The 17,261-nt window shown below is 69.7% G+C and carries 19 protein-coding genes, 1 tRNA gene and 1 riboswitch; of the genes, 13 read left to right on the top strand and 7 right to left on the bottom strand.

The features are described from left to right. Window positions 1-395 precede the first annotated feature (395 nt). Window positions 396-749 (bottom strand): DUF488 domain-containing protein, encoded by a 354-nt coding sequence (locus ACFV9H_RS24825; RefSeq protein WP_385401938.1) that lies wholly within the window; start codon window positions 747-749, stop codon window positions 396-398. Next, window positions 746-1,165 (bottom strand): hypothetical protein, encoded by a 420-nt coding sequence (locus tag ACFV9H_RS24820; RefSeq protein ID WP_385401935.1) that lies wholly within the window; start codon window positions 1,163-1,165, stop codon window positions 746-748. The genes ACFV9H_RS24825 and ACFV9H_RS24820 overlap by 4 nt, the downstream gene beginning before the upstream one ends. A 215-nt stretch (window positions 1,166-1,380) precedes the next feature. Here ACFV9H_RS24820 and ACFV9H_RS24815 point away from each other — a divergent pair, with 215 nt between their 5' ends. Then, window positions 1,381-2,133: an MBL fold metallo-hydrolase gene (locus ACFV9H_RS24815; protein WP_385401932.1), complete on the top strand. Its 753-nt coding sequence runs from the start codon at window positions 1,381-1,383 to the stop codon at window positions 2,131-2,133. A gap of 83 nt (window positions 2,134-2,216) precedes the next feature. Here ACFV9H_RS24815 and ACFV9H_RS24810 read toward each other — a convergent pair whose 3' ends face one another. Both ACFV9H_RS24810 and ACFV9H_RS24805 read right to left on the bottom strand, forming a co-directional pair. Next, complete coding sequence (locus ACFV9H_RS24810; RefSeq protein WP_385401930.1) at window positions 2,217-3,485, bottom strand: PTS transporter subunit EIIC; 1,269 nt, start codon at window positions 3,483-3,485, stop codon at window positions 2,217-2,219. A gap of 309 nt (window positions 3,486-3,794) precedes the next feature. After that, complete coding sequence (locus ACFV9H_RS24805; protein WP_385401927.1) at window positions 3,795-5,096, bottom strand: PTS transporter subunit EIIC; 1,302 nt, start codon at window positions 5,094-5,096, stop codon at window positions 3,795-3,797. Window positions 5,097-5,223: 127 nt separating this feature from the next. On the opposite strand from ACFV9H_RS24805, the gene ACFV9H_RS24800 reads away from it, so the two are divergent. From ACFV9H_RS24800 to rdgB, 4 genes are all read left to right on the top strand, one after another. Beyond that, window positions 5,224-5,574 carry a glucose PTS transporter subunit EIIB gene (locus ACFV9H_RS24800; RefSeq protein ID WP_385401924.1) on the top strand — a complete coding sequence of 117 codons (351 nt, stop codon included), beginning with the start codon at window positions 5,224-5,226 and terminating at the stop codon, window positions 5,572-5,574. A gap of 96 nt (window positions 5,575-5,670) precedes the next feature. Then, on the top strand, window positions 5,671-6,396 hold the full coding sequence (gene rph / locus ACFV9H_RS24795) for a ribonuclease PH (RefSeq protein WP_365171669.1): 726 nt from the start codon (window positions 5,671-5,673) through the stop codon (window positions 6,394-6,396). 90 nt (window positions 6,397-6,486) lie between these two features. After that, entirely contained in the window at window positions 6,487-6,867 is a 381-nt protein-coding gene (locus ACFV9H_RS24790) for a hypothetical protein (RefSeq protein WP_385401920.1), read from the top strand. A gap of 8 nt (window positions 6,868-6,875) precedes the next feature. Continuing rightward, window positions 6,876-7,499 carry an RdgB/HAM1 family non-canonical purine NTP pyrophosphatase gene (gene rdgB / locus ACFV9H_RS24785; RefSeq protein ID WP_385401918.1) on the top strand — a complete coding sequence of 208 codons (624 nt, stop codon included), beginning with the start codon at window positions 6,876-6,878 and terminating at the stop codon, window positions 7,497-7,499. Window positions 7,500-7,562: 63 nt separating this feature from the next. Here rdgB and ACFV9H_RS24780 read toward each other — a convergent pair. Together ACFV9H_RS24780 and bcp are read right to left on the bottom strand one after the other, a co-directional pair. Further along, a tRNA-Leu gene (locus ACFV9H_RS24780) sits at window positions 7,563-7,646 on the bottom strand. 179 nt (window positions 7,647-7,825) lie between these two features. After that, window positions 7,826-8,293, bottom strand: a complete 468-nt coding sequence (gene bcp / locus ACFV9H_RS24775; protein WP_385401915.1) for a thioredoxin-dependent thiol peroxidase — start codon at window positions 8,291-8,293, stop codon at window positions 7,826-7,828. Between the two features lie 145 nt (window positions 8,294-8,438). Between bcp and ACFV9H_RS24770 the strand changes: the two genes are divergently transcribed. The 4 genes from ACFV9H_RS24770 to ACFV9H_RS24755 all read left to right on the top strand — a co-directional run bounded on the left by ACFV9H_RS24770 (window position 8,439) and on the right by ACFV9H_RS24755 (window position 10,972). Then, the gene (locus tag ACFV9H_RS24770) at window positions 8,439-9,659 is read left to right on the top strand and encodes an RNA-guided endonuclease InsQ/TnpB family protein (protein ID WP_385401913.1); all 1,221 of its coding nucleotides are present in this window, start codon (window positions 8,439-8,441) and stop codon (window positions 9,657-9,659) included. Window positions 9,660-9,790: 131 nt separating this feature from the next. After that, window positions 9,791-10,111, top strand: coding sequence for a DUF3618 domain-containing protein (locus tag ACFV9H_RS24765; protein WP_385401910.1), 321 nt, complete (start codon window positions 9,791-9,793; stop codon window positions 10,109-10,111). 43 nt (window positions 10,112-10,154) lie between these two features. Further along, window positions 10,155-10,496: a co-chaperone GroES gene (locus ACFV9H_RS24760; protein ID WP_030239046.1), complete on the top strand. Its 342-nt coding sequence runs from the start codon at window positions 10,155-10,157 to the stop codon at window positions 10,494-10,496. A gap of 44 nt (window positions 10,497-10,540) precedes the next feature. Continuing rightward, window positions 10,541-10,613, top strand: a riboswitch (guanidine-III (ykkC-III) riboswitch). Between the two features lie 38 nt (window positions 10,614-10,651). After that, the gene (locus ACFV9H_RS24755) at window positions 10,652-10,972 is read left to right on the top strand and encodes a multidrug efflux SMR transporter (RefSeq protein ID WP_214938444.1); all 321 of its coding nucleotides are present in this window, start codon (window positions 10,652-10,654) and stop codon (window positions 10,970-10,972) included. A 1-nt stretch (window position 10,973) separates the two neighbouring features. On the opposite strand, the gene ACFV9H_RS24750 is transcribed toward ACFV9H_RS24755, so the two are convergent. Then, on the bottom strand, window positions 10,974-13,391 hold the full coding sequence (locus tag ACFV9H_RS24750; protein WP_385402022.1) for a transglycosylase domain-containing protein: 2,418 nt from the start codon (window positions 13,389-13,391) through the stop codon (window positions 10,974-10,976). Window positions 13,392-13,602: 211 nt separating this feature from the next. On the opposite strand from ACFV9H_RS24750, the gene ACFV9H_RS24745 reads away from it, so the two are divergent. From ACFV9H_RS24745 to ACFV9H_RS24730, 4 genes are all read left to right on the top strand, one after another. After that, window positions 13,603-14,406 carry an ABC transporter permease gene (locus ACFV9H_RS24745; protein ID WP_385401908.1) on the top strand — a complete coding sequence of 268 codons (804 nt, stop codon included), beginning with the start codon at window positions 13,603-13,605 and terminating at the stop codon, window positions 14,404-14,406. Further along, the gene (locus ACFV9H_RS24740) at window positions 14,399-15,277 is read left to right on the top strand and encodes an ABC transporter permease (RefSeq protein WP_385401905.1); all 879 of its coding nucleotides are present in this window, start codon (window positions 14,399-14,401) and stop codon (window positions 15,275-15,277) included. The genes ACFV9H_RS24745 and ACFV9H_RS24740 overlap by 8 nt, the downstream gene beginning before the upstream one ends. A 2-nt stretch (window positions 15,278-15,279) precedes the next feature. Then, window positions 15,280-16,248: an ATP-binding cassette domain-containing protein gene (locus tag ACFV9H_RS24735; protein ID WP_385401902.1), complete on the top strand. Its 969-nt coding sequence runs from the start codon at window positions 15,280-15,282 to the stop codon at window positions 16,246-16,248. Between the two features lie 100 nt (window positions 16,249-16,348). Beyond that, entirely contained in the window at window positions 16,349-17,008 is a 660-nt protein-coding gene (locus ACFV9H_RS24730) for a DUF1707 domain-containing protein (protein ID WP_385401900.1), read from the top strand. Window positions 17,009-17,261: the final 253 nt, after the last annotated feature.

Raw genomic sequence — 17,261 nt, 5'->3', positions numbered from 1 at the left:
GCCACGGCACCCCGGCCCGCGCCGCCGCCGAGCCCACGCCACCACCGCGCGACGGCACGCGCCGCCGCCGAGGCCATGCCGCCACCGCGCGGCACGCGCCGCAGCCGCCGAGGCCATGCCGCCACCGTGGCACGCACCACGGCCGCCGAGCCCATGCCGCCACCGTGCGGACGGGCAAGGGCCTGTCCGGCCGGACAGGGCGGGGCCGCAACGTTTCTCCGGCTCCCCCCCTCAGGCCCTACCCCAGCCACCGCGGGGTGGGGGTGCTCCCGAAACGAGTCTGCGGGAGTGTCCCCCTCCGGGGCCCCCACGGAGGTGCCCCCGGGCACGGCGCCCCGCCGAATTGCCGAACGTCCCCGTACCTCCGCGCCCCGACCCTGATCCGCCGGAAGGGCCTACGCGTCCAGCAGCTCCGCCAGGATCGCGGCGTGGCTCGTGGTCGGGTCCTGGACGGCCGTCAGCAGCGTCAGCGGCCCCGCGTCGGCAAGCCCCCGCAGTCGGGCCAGCTCCGCCACCGCCTCCGGCTCCGCCAGCTCGGCCTCGTACCGCCGCCGGAACTCCGCGGCCGAGCCACCCCCGTGGAACCACTTCCGCAACTCCGTCGACGGGGTCACCGCCTTCGGCCACTCGTCCACACCCGCCGCCGCCTTCGACAGGCCCCGCGGCCAGAGCCGGTCCACGAGCACCCGTAGCCCGTCCGCCCCCGGCTCCGGGGGTTCGTACACGCGCCGCAATCGGATCGCCGTCACCGCCCGCCTCCCAGTCCCTTGACCTCGTCCCACACGGCCGGGTCCAGCACCCCCATCCGCCCGCGGAACTCCCACAACGACACTTCCACCGGCCGGTCCGCCTCCAGGAAGCTCACACGGCCCTGCGTCCCCACCGTCCCCGGAGGCAGCGGGATCACCCCGGCCCGCCGGTCGTCGTACTTCCCCGTGATCCACGCGACCCGCGCCCGGTGGCCCCGTACCGACTCCACCGCCAGGACCAGGCACGTACGGCCGTCCGCCAGGCTCCACAGCTCGCCCGACCGCGGCCGCGGCGGCGGGCCCGGCCCGTGCGCCGGGGGAGACCGGCGGGGCAGACCCAGCCGGCGCCCGGCGACCAGCACCACCAACGCGACGGCCACGACCGCGGCCACCGCGGGCCACCAGGACGTGTCCATGCTTCGACCGTAGCCGCGCCACACGCACCCGGCACGGCAACGCACGGCAACGCACGGCAACGCCCGTGCCCCCCGTCGCTCCCCCGGGTGACAGCGCAGGTGATTCCCCCCACAACGGCCTGCCGCGGAGGAGCGACCGGAGGTTTCGCGCCTTACGCTCGACCCACGCACGGCCCGCATTCCGTCCACGGACCGTCCTCGGAGGTTCACGCTCCATGAAGCTCACCGTCGTCGGCTGTTCGGGGTCGTTCCCGTCCGCGGAATCGGCCTGTTCGAGCTACCTCGTAGAGGCCGACGGCTTCCGGCTGCTCCTCGACATGGGCAACGGCGCCCTCGGCGAGCTCCAGCGCCACATCGGTCTCTACGACCTCGACGCGATCTTCCTGAGCCATCTGCACGCCGACCACTGCATCGACATGTGCGCGTACTTCGTCGCCCGCTTCTACCGGCACGAGGGCGGCCGCTGCGGCACCATCCCCGTCTACGGCCCCGAAGGCACCGAGAAGCGCCTGACCACCGCCTACGACGACGTGCCCGACGAGCGCTCGATGAGCGAGGTCTTCGACTTCCGCACCCTGAAGTCCGGCACCTTCGAGATCGGCCCCTTCCAGGTCCGCACCGAGCGGGTGAGCCACCCCGTGGAGGCGTACGGGATCCGCGTCGAGCACGGCGGCCGCTCGCTGACGTACTCCGGGGACACCGGTGCCTGCCCCGAGCTGGCCCAGCTCGTCGAGGGCACCGACCTCTTCCTGTGCGAGGCCTCCTTCACCCACGGCAAGGAGGACATCCCGGACCTCCACCTCAACGGCCGGGAAGCCGGCGAATACGCGCGCGGCGGCGGCGTCGGACGGCTCGTCCTCACCCACATCCCGCCGTGGACGGACGCCGAGCAGAACCTCAGCGACGCCCGCGCGGTCTTCGACGGCCAGGTCGACCTGGCGTTCTCGGGCGCCGTCTACGAGGTCTGAGCCACCGGTACGTACGACACGACGAAGCCCCCGCCCTCCCTTCCGGGAGAGCGGGGGCTTCGTCGTACAGGAGGCGGGGAGGCCTACTTGGCCTCGGCCTTCGCCAGCTCGGCGAGCTCCTCGTCGGACTCGCGGCCCGGCGTCGGGAGGTTGAACTTCGTGATCGCGAAACGGAAGACGAAGTAGTACACGACCGCGAAGCAGAGGCCGATGCCGGCCAGGCCCCACGGGTTGTCGGCGATCCCCAGGTTCAGCAGGAAGTCGACCGCGCCGGCGGAGAAGCCGAAGCCGTCACGCATGCCCAGGGCCCAGGTCAGCGCCATGGAGACACCGGTGAGGACCGCGTGGATCGCGTAGAGCACCGGGGCGATGAACATGAAGGTGAACTCGATCGGCTCGGTCACACCGGTCACGAAGGCGGTGAGCGCGAGGGAGAACATCATGCCGCCGACGACCTTGCGGCGCTCGGGGCGGGCGCAGTGGACGATCGCGAGGCAGGCCGCCGGGAGGGCGAACATCATGATCGGGAAGAAGCCGGTCATGAACTGTCCGGCGGTCGGGTCACCGGCGAGGAAGCGGCCGATGTCACCGTGGACGGCGCCGGTCGGGGTGTCGAAGGAGCCGGCCTGGAACCACGGGAAGGAGTTCAGCAGGTGGTGCATGCCGATCGGGATCAGCGCGCGGTTGGCGACACCGAAGATGCCCGCGCCGACGGCGCCGGAACCGGTCAGCCACTCACCGAAGCCGTGCAGACCCGTGCCGAGGACCGGCCAGATGAGACCGAAGACGATACCCGTGAGCAGACCCGCGAAGGCGGAGAGGATCGGGACCAGACGGCGGCCGCCGAAGAAGCCCGCCCAGTCCGGCAGCTTCGTCCGGTAGAACTTCTGGTACAGCAGGGCCGTGATGACACCCATCACGACACCGCCGAGGACACCGGCGTTGACCGGGGCGTCGACCTCGACGATCTTGCCGCCGACGACCTTGGCCACCTTCGGCAGGTTGCTGTCGGTGAAGGTGGCGAGCACCTTCTGGAAGACCAGGTAACCGGTGACGGCGGCCAGCGCGGTGGAACCGTCCGACTTCTTCGCGAAACCGATCGCGATGCCGACGGCGAACAGCAGCGCCATGTTGTCGAGGATCGCGCCACCACCGGCGGCCATGTAGCCGGCGATCTTGTTGACGAAGGTCGGGAAGGACTCTTTCCCGAGCATGTCGGCCGCGCCGAGGCGGAGCAGCAGCGCGCCGGCAGGCAGCACCGCAACGGGGAGCATGAGGCTCCGGCCGATGCGCTGCATGACGGCCATCACGCCAGCGCCCTTCTTCTTTTCCGCAGCGGTCGCTGTGGACATGTGGTTCCTCCAGTGGGCAAGGCGCCGCCAGGGGGCAAACAAGGGGGGATGGCGACGTCTCGGAAAGGTGGCTCCCGGGGGCCGATCCCGGCCCACGTGGTCTACACCAATCGGTGGTGTAGACCAGTTGTAGCACGGTGAGGGATAGATAAGGAACCTTCGATTTCCTGTGGTCTACACCACACTCGGCGTGTCGGCGCTCCACCCCCGCGCCGCCGGGCCTCCGGACATGGCGAAGGCCCCCGGAACCACTGGTCCGAGGGCCTCGAGCGCGGGTCGAAGGGCCCGCCCTTTGCCGCGCGACGGCGGTTACGCCTTGGTGTTCTCCGCCTGCATCGCCGCGATCTCCTCGTCCGACTCCCGGCCGGGCGTCGGGATGTCGAACTTCGTGATCGCGAAGCGGAAGATCGCGTAGTAGACGACCGCGAAGCACAGGCCGATCGGGATGATCAGCCACGGCTTCGTCGCCAGACCCCAGTTGATGACGTAGTCGATCAGGCCCGCCGAGAAGCTGAACCCGTCGTGCACGCCCAGCGCCCACGTCACCCCCATCGACACACCCGTCAACAGCGCGTGGATCGCGTACAGCGCGGGCGCCACGAACAGGAACGAGTACTCCAGCGGCTCCGTGATGCCCGTGACGAACGAGGTCAGACCCACCGACAGCATCAGACCGCCGACCTCCTTGCGCCGCTGCGGCTTCGCGCAGTGCGCGATCGCCAGCGCCGCCGCGGGGAGGGCGAACATCATGATCGGGAAGAAGCCGGAGAGGAACTGCCCGGCGTCCGGGTCGCCGCTCAGGAACATGTTGATGTCGCCGTGCACGGTCTCTCCGTCCGGCTTGGTGTAGCTGCCGAACTGGAACCACACCGGCACGTTCAGGAACTGGTGCAGGCCGATCACCAGCAGCGCGCGGTTCGCGACGCCGAAGATGCCCGCACCCCACGAGCCCAGGCCCACCAGCCAGTCCGAGAAGCTCTCCAGCGCGTCGCCGATCGGCGGCCAGATCCACAGGCAGAGCGCGGCGAAGGCGATCGCCACGAAGGCCATGATGATCGGGACGAGCCGGCGGCCGTTGAAGAAGCCCAGCCAGTCGACCAACTTCACCCGGTGGTAGCGCTGCCAGAACCAGGCGGACAACAGGCCCATGACGATGCCGCCGAAGACCCCCGGATTCTGGAACGTGTACTCCGCGAACGCGTCCCCCTGCCCCAGGCAGCCGCCCCCGATGTCCTTGGTTCCCGTCGGGCAGTCCTTGGGGAACGCGTGCAGCACCCCGCGGTAGACGAGGAAGCCCGCCACCGCCGCGAGGGCGGTCGAGCCGTCGGCCTTCTTGGCCATGCCGATCGCGACGCCGATGCAGAAGAGGAGCGGCAGGCCGAGGTCGGCGTTGAGCAGGGCGCCGCCCGCGCCGGCCATCACCTTGGCCACGTTCGTCCAGCCGAGACCGTCGTCGCCGAAGACGTCGGGCTGACCCAGCCGGTTCAGGATGCCCGCCGCGGGCAGGACGGCGATCGGCAGCTGGAGGCTCCGCCCCATCTTCTGCAGCCCTTGGAACAAGCCGTTCCACCACTTCGGTTGTGGCACTTCTGCGGCGCTGCTCGCGCTCATCCGCGTCCTCCCTGACCGGCCCGTTTTTGGCTGTCGCGGCACGTGCGGCACACTGGTGTAGACCAGTTGTGGGCAGGTTGCTGCTGATCGTCATGATTCGGCACAAGGTGGACGCGCGCTCGCGTAGATGGGCCAACCGTGGGTTACCGTGACAAAACGGACCGGACCGGTGGTAGTCCATGTACCGGCCGCCGGGCACCGGCGCCGCCGAGACTCGTTCTTCGTATCACTCAGGGAGAAACACATGGCCACCAAGGCTGAGAAGATCGTCGCCGGGCTCGGCGGTATCGAGAACATCGAAGAGGTCGAGGGCTGCATCACCCGCCTGCGCACCGAGGTCATCGACCCGAGCAAGGTCGACGAAGCCGCCCTCAAGGCCGCCGGCGCCCACGGCGTCGTCAAGATGGGCACCGCGATCCAGGTCGTCATCGGCACCGACGCCGACCCGATCGCCGCCGACATCGAAGACATGATGTGAGCCAGGCCCACTGAGGCCGCCGAACCCCGAGGACCCCGCACCGGACGCACCCGTGCGGGGTCTTCGCGTTCCCGCGCAGGGACTAGGCTCGGAGCCATGTCTCGCATCGACGGCCGTACGCCCGAACAGCTCCGCCCGGTCACCCTCGAACGCGGATGGAGCAAGCACGCCGAGGGCTCCGTCCTCATCTCCTTCGGAGACACCAAGGTCTTCTGCACCGCCTCCTTCACCGAAGGCGTCCCGCGCTGGCGCAAGGGCAGCGGCGAAGGCTGGGTCACCTCCGAATACTCGATGCTGCCCCGCTCCACCAACACCCGCGGCGACCGCGAATCCGTCCGCGGCAAGATCGGCGGCCGCACCCACGAGATCTCCCGCCTCATCGGCCGCTCGCTGCGCGCCGTGATCGACTACAAGGCCCTCGGCGAGAACACCATCGTCCTCGACTGCGACGTCCTCCAGGCCGACGGCGGCACCCGCACCGCCGCCATCACCGGCGCCTACGTCGCCCTCGCCGACGCCATCGCCTGGGGCCAGAAGAAGAAGCTCATCAAGGCCGGCCGCAAGCCGCTCACCGACACCGTCGCCGCCGTCAGCGTCGGCATCGTCGACGGCGTCCCGCTCCTCGACCTCTGCTACGAGGAAGACGTGCGCGCGGAAACCGACATGAACGTGGTCTGCACCGGCGACGGCCGCTTCGTCGAGGTCCAGGGCACGGCGGAAGGCGAGCCCTTCGACCGCAAGGAACTCAACGCCCTCCTGGACCTCGCCGCCGGCGGCTGCGCGGACCTCCAGGCCATCCAGCTGAGCGCGCTGGAACTGTAGGCGCCCCGTTCCGCGTCTGGCAGGGTACGGGCGCACGGTGTCACAACCGTGCGCCCGTCCACGTATCCAAGTCCTTGGGGGACCCCGAAGATGAAGCTCCGCATAGCCGCGGTGGCCCTGGCCGCCGCCCTCACCGTCCCGGCTCTCACCTCCTGTGACGCGATCTCCACGGCGATGGACTGCGCGAACACGGCGGTCGCCATCACGGAAGGCGTGACCGACCTCTCCGAGGCGGTGTCCAACGCCGGCAACAGCCCGCAGGACGCCCAGAACGCGCTCAACCAGATCGACGCCAACCTCAAGAAGATCGGCGACCAGACGGACAACACCGACCTGGGCAAGGCCATCGACTCGATGACCACGGCGGTCAAGAACGTCCGCACCGCCATCGAACAGGGCAACCCCAACCCGGACATCAAGCCGGTCGCCGACGCCGCCTCCGAGCTCTCGAAGGTCTGCACGCCGGGATAATGGGGGGCATGACCTCGACGCCCACGACGCCCAGCCGTCTGATCCTGGCCACCCGCAACGCGGGCAAAGTCTCCGAACTCCACGCCATCCTGTCCGACGCCGGCCTGCCGCACGAGCTGGTCGGCGCGGACGCGTACCCGGAGATCCCGGACGTCAAGGAAACCGGCGTCACCTTCGCCGAGAACGCCCTCCTCAAGGCCCACGCCCTCGCCCAGGCCACGGGCCTCCCGGCGGTCGCCGACGACTCCGGCCTCTGCGTGGACGTCCTGAACGGCGCCCCCGGCATCTTCTCCGCCCGCTGGGCGGGCCGCCACGGCGACGACGCCGCGAACCTCTCTCTGTTGCTGGCCCAACTCGCGGACATCGACGCAGCCCACCGCGGCGCCCACTTCTTCTGCGCGGCGGCCCTGGCCCTCCCGGACGGCACGGAGCGCGTGGTCGAAGGCCGCCTCCTGGGCACCCTCCGCCACACCCCCTCCGGGGTGGGCGGCTTCGGCTACGACCCGATCCTCCAGCCACTGGGGGAGTCGCGGACGTGCGCGGAAATGACGGCGGAGGAGAAGAACGCGATCTCCCACCGGGGGCAGGCGTTCCGGGCCTTGGTCCCGGTGGTCCGGGAACTGCTGGGCTGACGCTTCCCCAAAACGTCGAAGGCCCCGTACGCGACATCTGCGTACGGGGCCTTCGACGTGACGTGCGGTTGGGGGGACTCGAACCCCCACGGGTATTAACCCATTTGGACCTAAACCAAACGTGACTGCCAATTCCACCACAACCGCGACATATAGCCCAATTCGGACATCGTGCCCGGCTGGGTTGGCTTCAGTCTACGGGGCGGCCGGGGTGGGCGGCAGGTTTGGGGCGACGATTCCGGCACCAGGTGTCCGTCAGGGAGTGGCAGTTGGGGCGCGGGCGGCCCGCGCCGAGTTAGGTGCGGGCCGCTCGGGCGGAGTGGGACTCAGATGCCCAGGTCCTTGATGATCTTGGCTACGTGGCCCGTGGCCTTGACGTTGTAGAAGGCGTGCTCGACCTTGCCCTCCTCGTCCACCACCACCGTGGAGCGGATGACCCCCGTCACCGTCTTGCCGTACAGCTTCTTCTCGCCGAAGGCGCCGTAGGCGGTCAGCGTCTCCTTCTCCGGGTCCCCGACCAGGGTGACCTTCAGGTGCTCCTTCTCGCGGAACTTCGCCAGCTTCTCCGGCTTGTCCGGGGACACGCCGATGACGTCGTAGCCGGCCGTGGCCAGTACGTCCAGGTTGTCCGTGAAGTCGCAGGCCTGCTTCGTGCAGCCCGGCGTCAGCGCGGCGGGGTAGAAGTACACGATGACCTTGCGGCCCTTGTGGTCGGCGAGCGAGATCTCGTTGCCGTCCGCGTCGGGCAGGGTGAAGGCGGGGGCGGTGTCGCCCGGCTGCAGTCGCTCGCTCATCTCAATCTCCTCGGTTGGAACCTCCGGCTCAAGCCGGAGGGGCAAACGCATCTCGGGCCAGAAGCCGCGTTGCGGCGGGGTGTCGCTAGGTGATGCTATGACCTGCGCTTGTGTTCGGATCGTGACCGACCCTAGCGTCCGGGGTGTGGGGGCTTCTTCTTCCGTGAAGCGGGCATTCAAATACCGCTTCTATCCGACCAACGTGCAAGCGGCTGAGCTGTCTCGCACGTTTGGCTGCGTGCGGAAGGTCTACAACCTGGCTCTTGCCGCCCGCTCCGAGGCGTGGACGGCGCGCAAGGAGCGGGTGGGCTACGGGCAGACGTCTGCACTGCTCACCCGCTGGAAGAAGACCACGGAACTGGCCTATCTGGCTGAGGTGTCGTCGGTGCCCTTGCAGCAGGCGCTGCGACATGTGCAGGCAGCGTTTGTGGCGTTCTGGGGGAAGCGAGCTCGGTATCCCCGTTTCAAGTCGAAGCGAAAGTCCCGGGCGAGTGCCGAGTACACGCGCAGCGCGTTCCGCTACGCCGACGGTCGGCTCGTGCTCGCGAAGGTGGCGGAGCCTCTGGACATTGTGTGGTCGCGCCCGCTGCCCCTGGGAGTGGAGCCGTCCACGGTGACGGTGTCCCGTGACAGTGCCGGGCGCTGGTTCGTGTCCCTCCTGTGCGAGGACACGCCCAAGCCCATGACCGCCACCACGAACGCGGTGGGCATCGATGCCGGGCTGTCAGCCCTGGTCACCTTGTCCACCGGACAGAAGATCGCCAACCCGAAGCACGAGCGCAGGGATCGAGAGCGTCTGGCCCGGGCCCAGCGGGCGCTGTCGCGGAAGGAAAGGGGTAGCAGCAACCGGGCCAAAGCCCGCGTCAGGGTGGCGAGGATCCATGCCCGGATCGCCGACCGCCGCAAGGATCACCTGCACAAACTGACGACTCGACTCGTGCGCGAAAACCAAACGCTCGTGATCGAGGGACTCACCGTCCGCAACATGCTCAAGAGCCACAGCCTCGCCCGGGCCATCACCGACGCGGCCTGGCGCGAGCTGCGCAGAATGCTGGAGTACAAGACGGCCTGGTACGGACGCGAGCTGATCATCGTCGACCGGTGGTTCCCCAGCTCCAAACTGTGCTCGACATGTGGGGCGATTGCCGAGGCGATGCCCCTGAACGTCCGAGAATGGACGTGCGAGAGCTGCGGGACGACCCACGACCGGGACGAGAACGCAGCAATCAATCTTCTGGCCGCCGGGCTGGCGGTTGCTGCCTGTGGAGCGGGCGTAAGACCTCGACGGGAGTCCTCCTCTCGGCTGGGGCGGTCCGCGGCGAAGCAGGAAACCTCACCCGCGAGGGTGGGAATCCCCTCCCTCTAGGGAGGGGGAAGCCAAGTCAGGAGTCTCCTCGGGAGGGCATCGGTATAGGTATGCCACGAGACTAAACTGACAGACTGCGCATGGGGGACTACGTCCCACGCCAGACACGACAAGACGACGGAGGCAGCGCGGTGCCCGAAGCCAGGACCCCCGCACAGATCGAGGCGGACATCGTCCGCCGCCGCGAGCAGCTCGCCGAGACGCTCGACGAGATCGGGGTGCGGATGCACCCGAGGACGATCATCGGGGACGCGAAGGCCAGGGTCGCCTCGACCGTCGATCACACCGCCGGGCGGGCCTTCGCCGCCGTGAACCGGTGCGTGACCGACGTGCAGGCCGGGCTGCGTCACGAGGACGGGGCCCCGCGTTTCGAGCGGGTCGTGCCCGTCGCGCTGCTCGCGGTGGGTCTGGTGGGGCTGCTCGTCGTCTCGGCGCGCCGTCGGCGGGGATGACCCTCCGGAGTACACGGTCGGCGCGGGCAGGTAAGTTCGAGGCGTGAGCGAGAACACCACCCACGACAAGCTGCCCATCCGCATGCTCCACGACCGCGTGCTCGTGAAGTCCGACCTGCCGGAGGGGGAGCGCCGCTCGGGCGGCGGCATCCTGATTCCGGCGACGGCCGCGGTGGGCAAGCGGCTGGCCTGGGCCGAGGTGGTCGCGGTCGGGCAGAACGTACGCAGCGTCGAGCCGGGCGACCGGGTGCTGTACGACCCCGAGGACCGGGCCGAGGTCGAGGTGCGGGGTGCGACGTACGTGCTGATGCGCGAGCGGGACCTGCACGCGGTGGCCGCGGAGCGGCTGGAGGGGTCGAAGGACTCCACCGGGTTGTACCTGTAGGAATTCTAGGAAAGGGCTGGTGGCGGAGGTCACCGGCCCTTTTCGTCGCCCTTTGCTACGGTGGAGGGGAACCCCGACGAGACGCGCCGTACCGGGTGAACGACAAGACGACGCACCCCGTATCGCTGGATGTCTCGTCGCTCGGAGGTGCCGTCATGGCATGGGTTCTTCTTCTCGTCGCCGGTCTGCTCGAAGTCGGCTGGTCGATCGGCATGAAGTTCACCGAAGGTTTCACCCGGCTGTGGCCCAGTGTGTTCACGGGCGCCGGGATCGTCGCCAGCATGGTGCTGCTGTCCTACGCCGCGAAGAGCCTGCCCATCGGTACCGCGTACGGCGTGTGGGTGGGCATCGGCGCCGCGGGTGCGGCCGTGCTGGGCATGGCGGTGCTGGGTGAGCCCGTCACCGCCGCCCGGATCTTCTTCATCTGTCTGCTGCTGGTGGCCGTGGTGGGGCTGAAGGCCACCTCGGGGCACTAGGTCATTCCAGGAACGCGGACGGCGGGCGCCGGCCCGCCGCTCCCGCGTCGGCGCCCGCTTCGGCGTCGGTTCCCTGTGTCGTTCCGCCCTGGGTGCCCGTGGTGGTGCCGCCCTGTGTGCCTTCGGTGGGGCCGCCGTTGGTCTGGCCACCTTGGGTCTGGCCTCCGTTGTTCTGGCCTCCGTTGGTTTGGCCGCCCTGGTTCTGGCCCCCGTTGGTCCGGCCCCCGTTGTCCTGGCCCCCGTTGTCCTGGCCGCCATTCGGGTCGGGGCGCGTCGGGCGGGTCGGGCGGCCGGGGCGGCTCGGGAAGGGCTCTTCCGGGGTTTCCTCCGGCGGGAACGGCTCGAAGCTCGGGGAGGGCGGGGGCTGGGCCGCGCCCGGCTGGAGTTCGAGGTCGAAGTCGACGGGGTCGGTGCCCTCGAGGGCCGTCTTCGTGTAGGAGGCCCAGATGCGGGCCGGGTAGCCGCCTCCGCCGATGCGGGCCTCGCCGAGGGCGCCGTACAGGGACTGCAGGGTTCCGGTGTCGGGGTCCTGGCCCATCATGGAGACCACGGTGACCAGGTCCGGGGTGTAGGCGGCGAACCATGCCGAGCGGTCCAGTTCGCCGGTGCCGGTCTTGCCGGCGGCCGGGTGGCCGGCGGCCAGGGCCGCCGTGCCGGTGCCGTTGTCGACCACGCTGACCAGCATGGACGTGGTGGTGTCGGCGGCCTCGCGGCTGATGGCCTGGGTGGGGGTGCGATCGGGGAGGCCGATGGTGTCGTCCTCCTTGGTGATCTTCTCCAGGAAGGTGTACGGGGTGCGGCGGCCGTGGTCCGCGAGGGTCGCGTACGCCTGTGTCATGTCGAGGACGCTGGCCTGGAGGGTGCCCAGTGCCATGGCCGGGCCTTGGACGAAGTTCGGGGTGTTTTCGGGGATGCCGAGGTCGACGGCGGTCTTCTTGACCTTCGCCGTGCCGACGTCGACGACCATCTGGGCGAAGACGGCGTTGACGGAGAGGTCTGTGGCGGTGTTGACGGTGATGTTCCCGTAGGAGACCTGGCCCTCGTTCTCGGGGGCGTAGGGGATTCGGGTGCCGACCACGCGGCGCTTGTTGTCGCCGTTGTAGATCGTGTTGGGGGTGATGCGGCGCCCGTCCTGGGTGCGGGAGTCGGTCTCGACGGCGGCCGCGAAGACGAAGGGCTTGAAGGTGGAGGCGACCTGGTAGTCGTGGCGGGTCGCGTTGTTCACGTACTGCCTGGTGTAGTCGATGCCGCCGTACATGGCGACGACCTTGCCGGTGGCGGGGTCGATGGAGACGCCCCCGGCGCGGACGAGGCGGTCGGCCTTGCGCGCTTCCGGGTCGAGTTTGCCGACGAGTTGGGCGTCGACGGCTTCGACGAAGGCGTTCTGGCGGCGCTTGTCGATGGTGGTGGTGATCCGGTAGCCGCCTTCGGCGAGGGTCTTCTCGTCGAGGATCTTGTGCTCGGCGATGTAGTCCTTGATCGCTTCCACGAGGTAGCCGCGCTGCCCGGACAGTCCGGCGGCGGGGCGGACCTTGCCCGGTTCGGGGAACCGGGTGGCCGCGCGCTCGGCGGCCGGCAGCCAGTTCTTCTTGACCATGCCGTCGAGCACGTAGTTCCAGCGGGCGAGGGCGCGGTCGCGGCTCTGGGGGTGGGAGACGACGTCGAAGGCGCTGGGGGAGTTGAGGAGGGTGGCGAGGTAGGCGCCCTCTGCGGTGGTGAGTTTGCCGACGTCCTTGCCGTAGTAGGCCTGGGAGGCGGCTTGGATGCCGTAGGCGTTGCGGCCGAAGTAGCTGGTGTTCAGGTACCCCTCCAGGATGTAGTTCTTCGACTTCTCGCGGCCGAGTTTGATCGCGATGAAGAACTCGTTGACCTTGCGTTTGATCGTCTGTTCCTGGCCCAGGTAGTAGTTCTTGACGTACTGCTGGGTGATGGTGGAGCCGGATTGGGTGCCCTTGCCGGTGGCCGTGTTCCAGGCGGCGCGGAGCATCGCCTTGGGGTCCACCGCCCGTTCGGAGTAGAAGTCCCGGTCCTCGGCGGCGAGTACGGCTTCCTGGACGGTCCGGGGGATCTGCGAGAGCGGCACGTTGACGCGGTTGACCTCGCCGTCGCGTGCGAGCTGGGAGCCGTCGGAGTAGAGGTAGACGTTGGACTGCGCGGTGGCGGCGGCGTTGGCCGGTGGGATGTCGACGAGCAGGTAGCCGGCGACGAGGGCGCCGACGAGCAGCAGGACGAGGAGGAGTACGCCGCCCAGCACCATGCGCCAGGTGGGGACGAGGCGCCGCCAGCCGGTGCGCTTGCGGCGGGGCTTCTTTCCCGGTCCGGGAGGGTTGGCGGGCTGCTGGGCCCGTGGGGGCTGCCGTTCGTCGGGCGAGTCCGGGTCGCGAGGGGTCCAGCCCGGGGGTGGTGACTGGTCGCTCATCTCCAGGGGCTCCTCGGCGCTGTGCGAAATATCCACTTCTGTACCTCATGGTGTCTACCCGATGGCCGCTGATTACGCTCCGGACGGGCGTAAATCGGTCGCGTGGATCGCCCCTCCGCACTAAGCTCGCGCGCTTTGGCCGACGTAGGAACGACCTGGGAAAGGGAGGGATACGGTGCGGCAGAAAGCGCGTCGGCGAGCACATCGGCGCATGCGCCTCTATCCGGCGGTCGCGGCGGGCGGGTTCCGGCGCTACGCCACGTACGGGACGGCGACGGCGGCCGGGGTGTTCACCAACACCGTCTTCGGTTTCATCGTCGCGTACACGTACATCGCGCTGTGGGGCGAGCGCCCCGGGCTCGGGGGCTACGACCAGGCGCAGGCCCTGACCTTCGTGTGGGTGAGCCAGTCGCTGCTCGCCGCGGGGGCGTTGATCGGGGGCGGCTTCCAGGAAGAGATCCAGGAGCGGGTCCGAACGGGTGACATCGCCGTCGACCTGTACCGGCCGGCGGACCTTCAGATGTGGTGGCTGGCCGCCGACATGGGCCGGGCCGCCTTCCAGTTGGTGGGGCGGGGGGTGGTCCCGCTGCTGGCGGGTTCGCTGGTGTTCACGCTGGCGCTGCCCGACGAACCGGTGCGTTGGCTGCTGTTCCTGGTGTCCGTGGCGCTCGGTCTGGTGGTGAGCTTCGCGGTGCGCTACCTGCTGGGGATGGTGGCGTTCTGGCTGATGGACGGTTCGGGGATCAACATGATGGCCACGGTCGTCTCGATCTTCTTCTCGGGGATGCTGCTGCCGCTGACGGTCTTCCCGGGCGGTTTCGGCGAGTTCGTGCGGGTGCTGCCGTGGTCGGCGATGCTCCAGGTGCCGGTGGACGTGCTGATGGGCAAGCACGCGGGGGCCGGCGGTGCGGCCGAGGCGCTGGGGTTCCAGGCCGGGTGGGCGCTCGTACTGCTGGGCGCGGGGCGGCTGTTGCAGGCGGCGGCGACGCGGAAGGTGGTGGTCCAGGGTGGCTGAGGCGGTGGTCGCGGGCCGGGAGCGGGAGCCGGGCGCTGCCGCGGTCGTGGGGCGGCGGCGCGGCCGGGCGGTGGAGGGGGTGCGGGGCTACGGGCTGATCGTGGCGATGTGGATCCGCTCGACGATGACGTACCGGACGTCGTTCCTCCTGTCGGCGTTCGGGAACGCGGCGATCACACTGCTCGACTTCGTCGCGATCTACATCATGTTCTCCCACGTGGACGTATTGGGCGGTTTCACGCTGCCCGAGATCGCCCTGCTGTACGGGTCCTGCTCGGCTTCCCTGGGCTTGGCGGACCTGCTGCTCGGCAATACGGACCGGATCGGGGCGCGGATCCGCGACGGTTCGCTCGACACGATGCTGGTGCGTCCGGTTCCGATCCTCGCGCAGGTCGCGGCGGACCGGTTCGCGCTGCGTCGACTGGGGCGGGTGGTGCAGGGGTTGGGCGTGCTGGGCTGGGCGGTCTCGGTGCTGGACGTGGACTGGACGCCCGGCAGGGTGCTGTTGGTGCCGGTGATGATCGTGTCGGGGGCGGCGATCTTCGGTGCGGTGATGGTTGCGGGGGCGGCGTTCCAGTTCCTGGCGGGGGACGCGGCGGAGGTGCAGAACTCCTTCACGTACGGCGGCTGCACGATGCTCCAGTACCCGCCGACGGTGTTCGCGACGGAGCTGCTGCGCGGGGTGACCTTCGTGGTCCCGCTGGCCTTCGTCAACTGGCTGCCGGCGCTGTACGTGCTGGGGCGGCCCGATCCGCTGGGGCTGCCGGGGTGGGTGGCGTACCTGAGCCCGCTGGTGGCCTTCGCGGTGTTCCTGCCCGCGTCGCTGGCGTGGCGCGCGGGTGTCCGTTCGTACCGGAGTACGGGGAGCTAGCTGTGTCGGATGCGTTGATCTCACTGGACGGGGTCGAGAAGGTCTTCGACGTACGGCGCCGGGTCGGTCTGATGCGCCGGGAGAAGCGCCGGGTCAGGGCGGTGGACGGGATCAGCTTCGAGGTGGCCCGGGGCGAGATGGTCGGCTACATCGGGCCGAACGGTGCCGGGAAGTCGACGACGATCAAGATGCTGACCGGGATCCTGACCCCGAGCGGCGGCCGGGTGCGGGTCGCGGGCATCGATCCGGCGCGGGAGCGGATGCGGCTGGCGCACCGGATCGGGGTGGTGTTCGGGCAGCGGACCACGCTGTGGTGGGACCTGCCGTTGAAGGACTCGTACGGGTTGATGCGGCGGCTGTACCGGATCCCGGGGGCGCGGTTCCGTTCCAATCTGGAGCGGTGCGTGGACAGGTTGGACCTGGCGGAACTGTTGGACGTGCCGGTGCGGCAGCTGTCGCTGGGGCAGCGGATGCGCGGGGACATCGCGGCGGCGCTGCTGCACGATCCGGACGTGCTGTACCTGGACGAGCCGACGATCGGGCTGGACGTGGTGAGCAAGGCGAAGGTGCGGGGTTTCCTGCGGCAGTTGAACGAGGAGCTCGGCACGACGGTGCTGCTGACCACGCACGACCTCCAGGACATCGAGCAGCTGTGCGAGCGGGTGATGGTGATCGACCACGGGCGGCTGATGTACGACGGGTCGCTCGGCGGACTGCACTCGGCGGGTTCGGTGGAGGAGGTCGAACGGACCCTGGTGATCGACCTGGAGCGGGAACTCGCGCCGATCGAGGTGGCGGGCGCGCGGGTGGTGAAGGTGGAGGGGCCGCGGCAGTGGCTGGCGTTCCCGGCGGGCGCGTCGGCGGCGCCGCTGGTGGCCGCGGTTGCGGCGGAGTATCCGCTGGTGGACCTGTCGGTGCGGGAGCCGGACATCGAGGACGTGATCGCGCGGATGTACGCGGGGCGGGGGTGAGGCGGTGCGGCCGGATAAGGGGTAAGCCGGGGTGGATCTCCGGGTGCGCTCCGGGTCCGACCCGTACAACTCACGCCGATCCGTGCATAGTCTGGTGCGCATGAGTGACGAGCGGCCGGAGAAGCCGTTGCCGGAGCTGAGGGCGTCGGATGCCGACCGGGACCGGGTGGTGGAGCGTCTGCGGGACGCCGTCGCCGAGGGCCGGCTCGACATGGAGGAATTCGAGGAGCGGCTGGAGGCGGCGTACAAGTCCCGTACGTACGCGGAACTGGAACCGCTGACGCGGGACCTGCCGGCGGTGGGGGCGGGGGCGGCGGCTTCGTCGCCGGTTCCGCTCGCCGCGTCGGGTTCCGGTTCCGGTTCGTCGTGGCCGGCCAGGATCGGCGGTACGGGCACGTCCACGACAGCCGTGGCGATCATGTCGGGCTTCCAGCGCAAGGGCCGGTGGACGGTGCCCGCGCGGTTCGACGCGGTGGCGTTCTGGGGCGGCGGGGAGCTGGACCTGCGGGAGGCGAACTTCGCGCAGCGCGAGGTCGTGATCAACTGCGTGGCGATCATGGGCGGCATCCAGATCACGGTGCCGCCGGGCGTGGCCGTCGACGTGCGGGGCATCGGCGTCATGGGCGCCTTCGACCAGCGCGAGGGCGGGGGCCCGACGGAGCCGGACGCTCCGCGGGTGATCGTGACGGGCTTCGCGTTCTGGGGCGGAGTGGAAATCAAGGTCAAGTCGCCGAAGCGGTCGCTCCGCAAGGAGCTGTAGCCGGGGGCTCCGTCCCCGCCGCGTGCCTCCCGGCGGGGCTGGGGTTGTCCCTTGGCCGGGACCGGCCCGGTCGGGGCGGCTTCGCTGCCGGGGCTCCGCCCCGGACCCCGCGCCTCAAGCGCCGGCGAGGCTGGATTTTCCTGGGCCGGGATCGGCCTGGGTTGGGGCGGTGCCCCGCCGGAGCATCTCCTCGTCCTCGCGCACTTGGCAGGTGCTTCGACAGGGAGGGTGGTTGCGCGCTCGTCCTGCGGGG

It is taken from the genome of Streptomyces sp. NPDC059874 (assembly GCF_042731135.1).
Taxonomy (GTDB): Bacteria; Actinomycetota; Actinomycetes; order Streptomycetales; family Streptomycetaceae; genus Streptomyces.
Note: the sequence above shows the minus strand (reverse complement) of the source record. Positions and strands in the feature narration are given on the sequence as shown.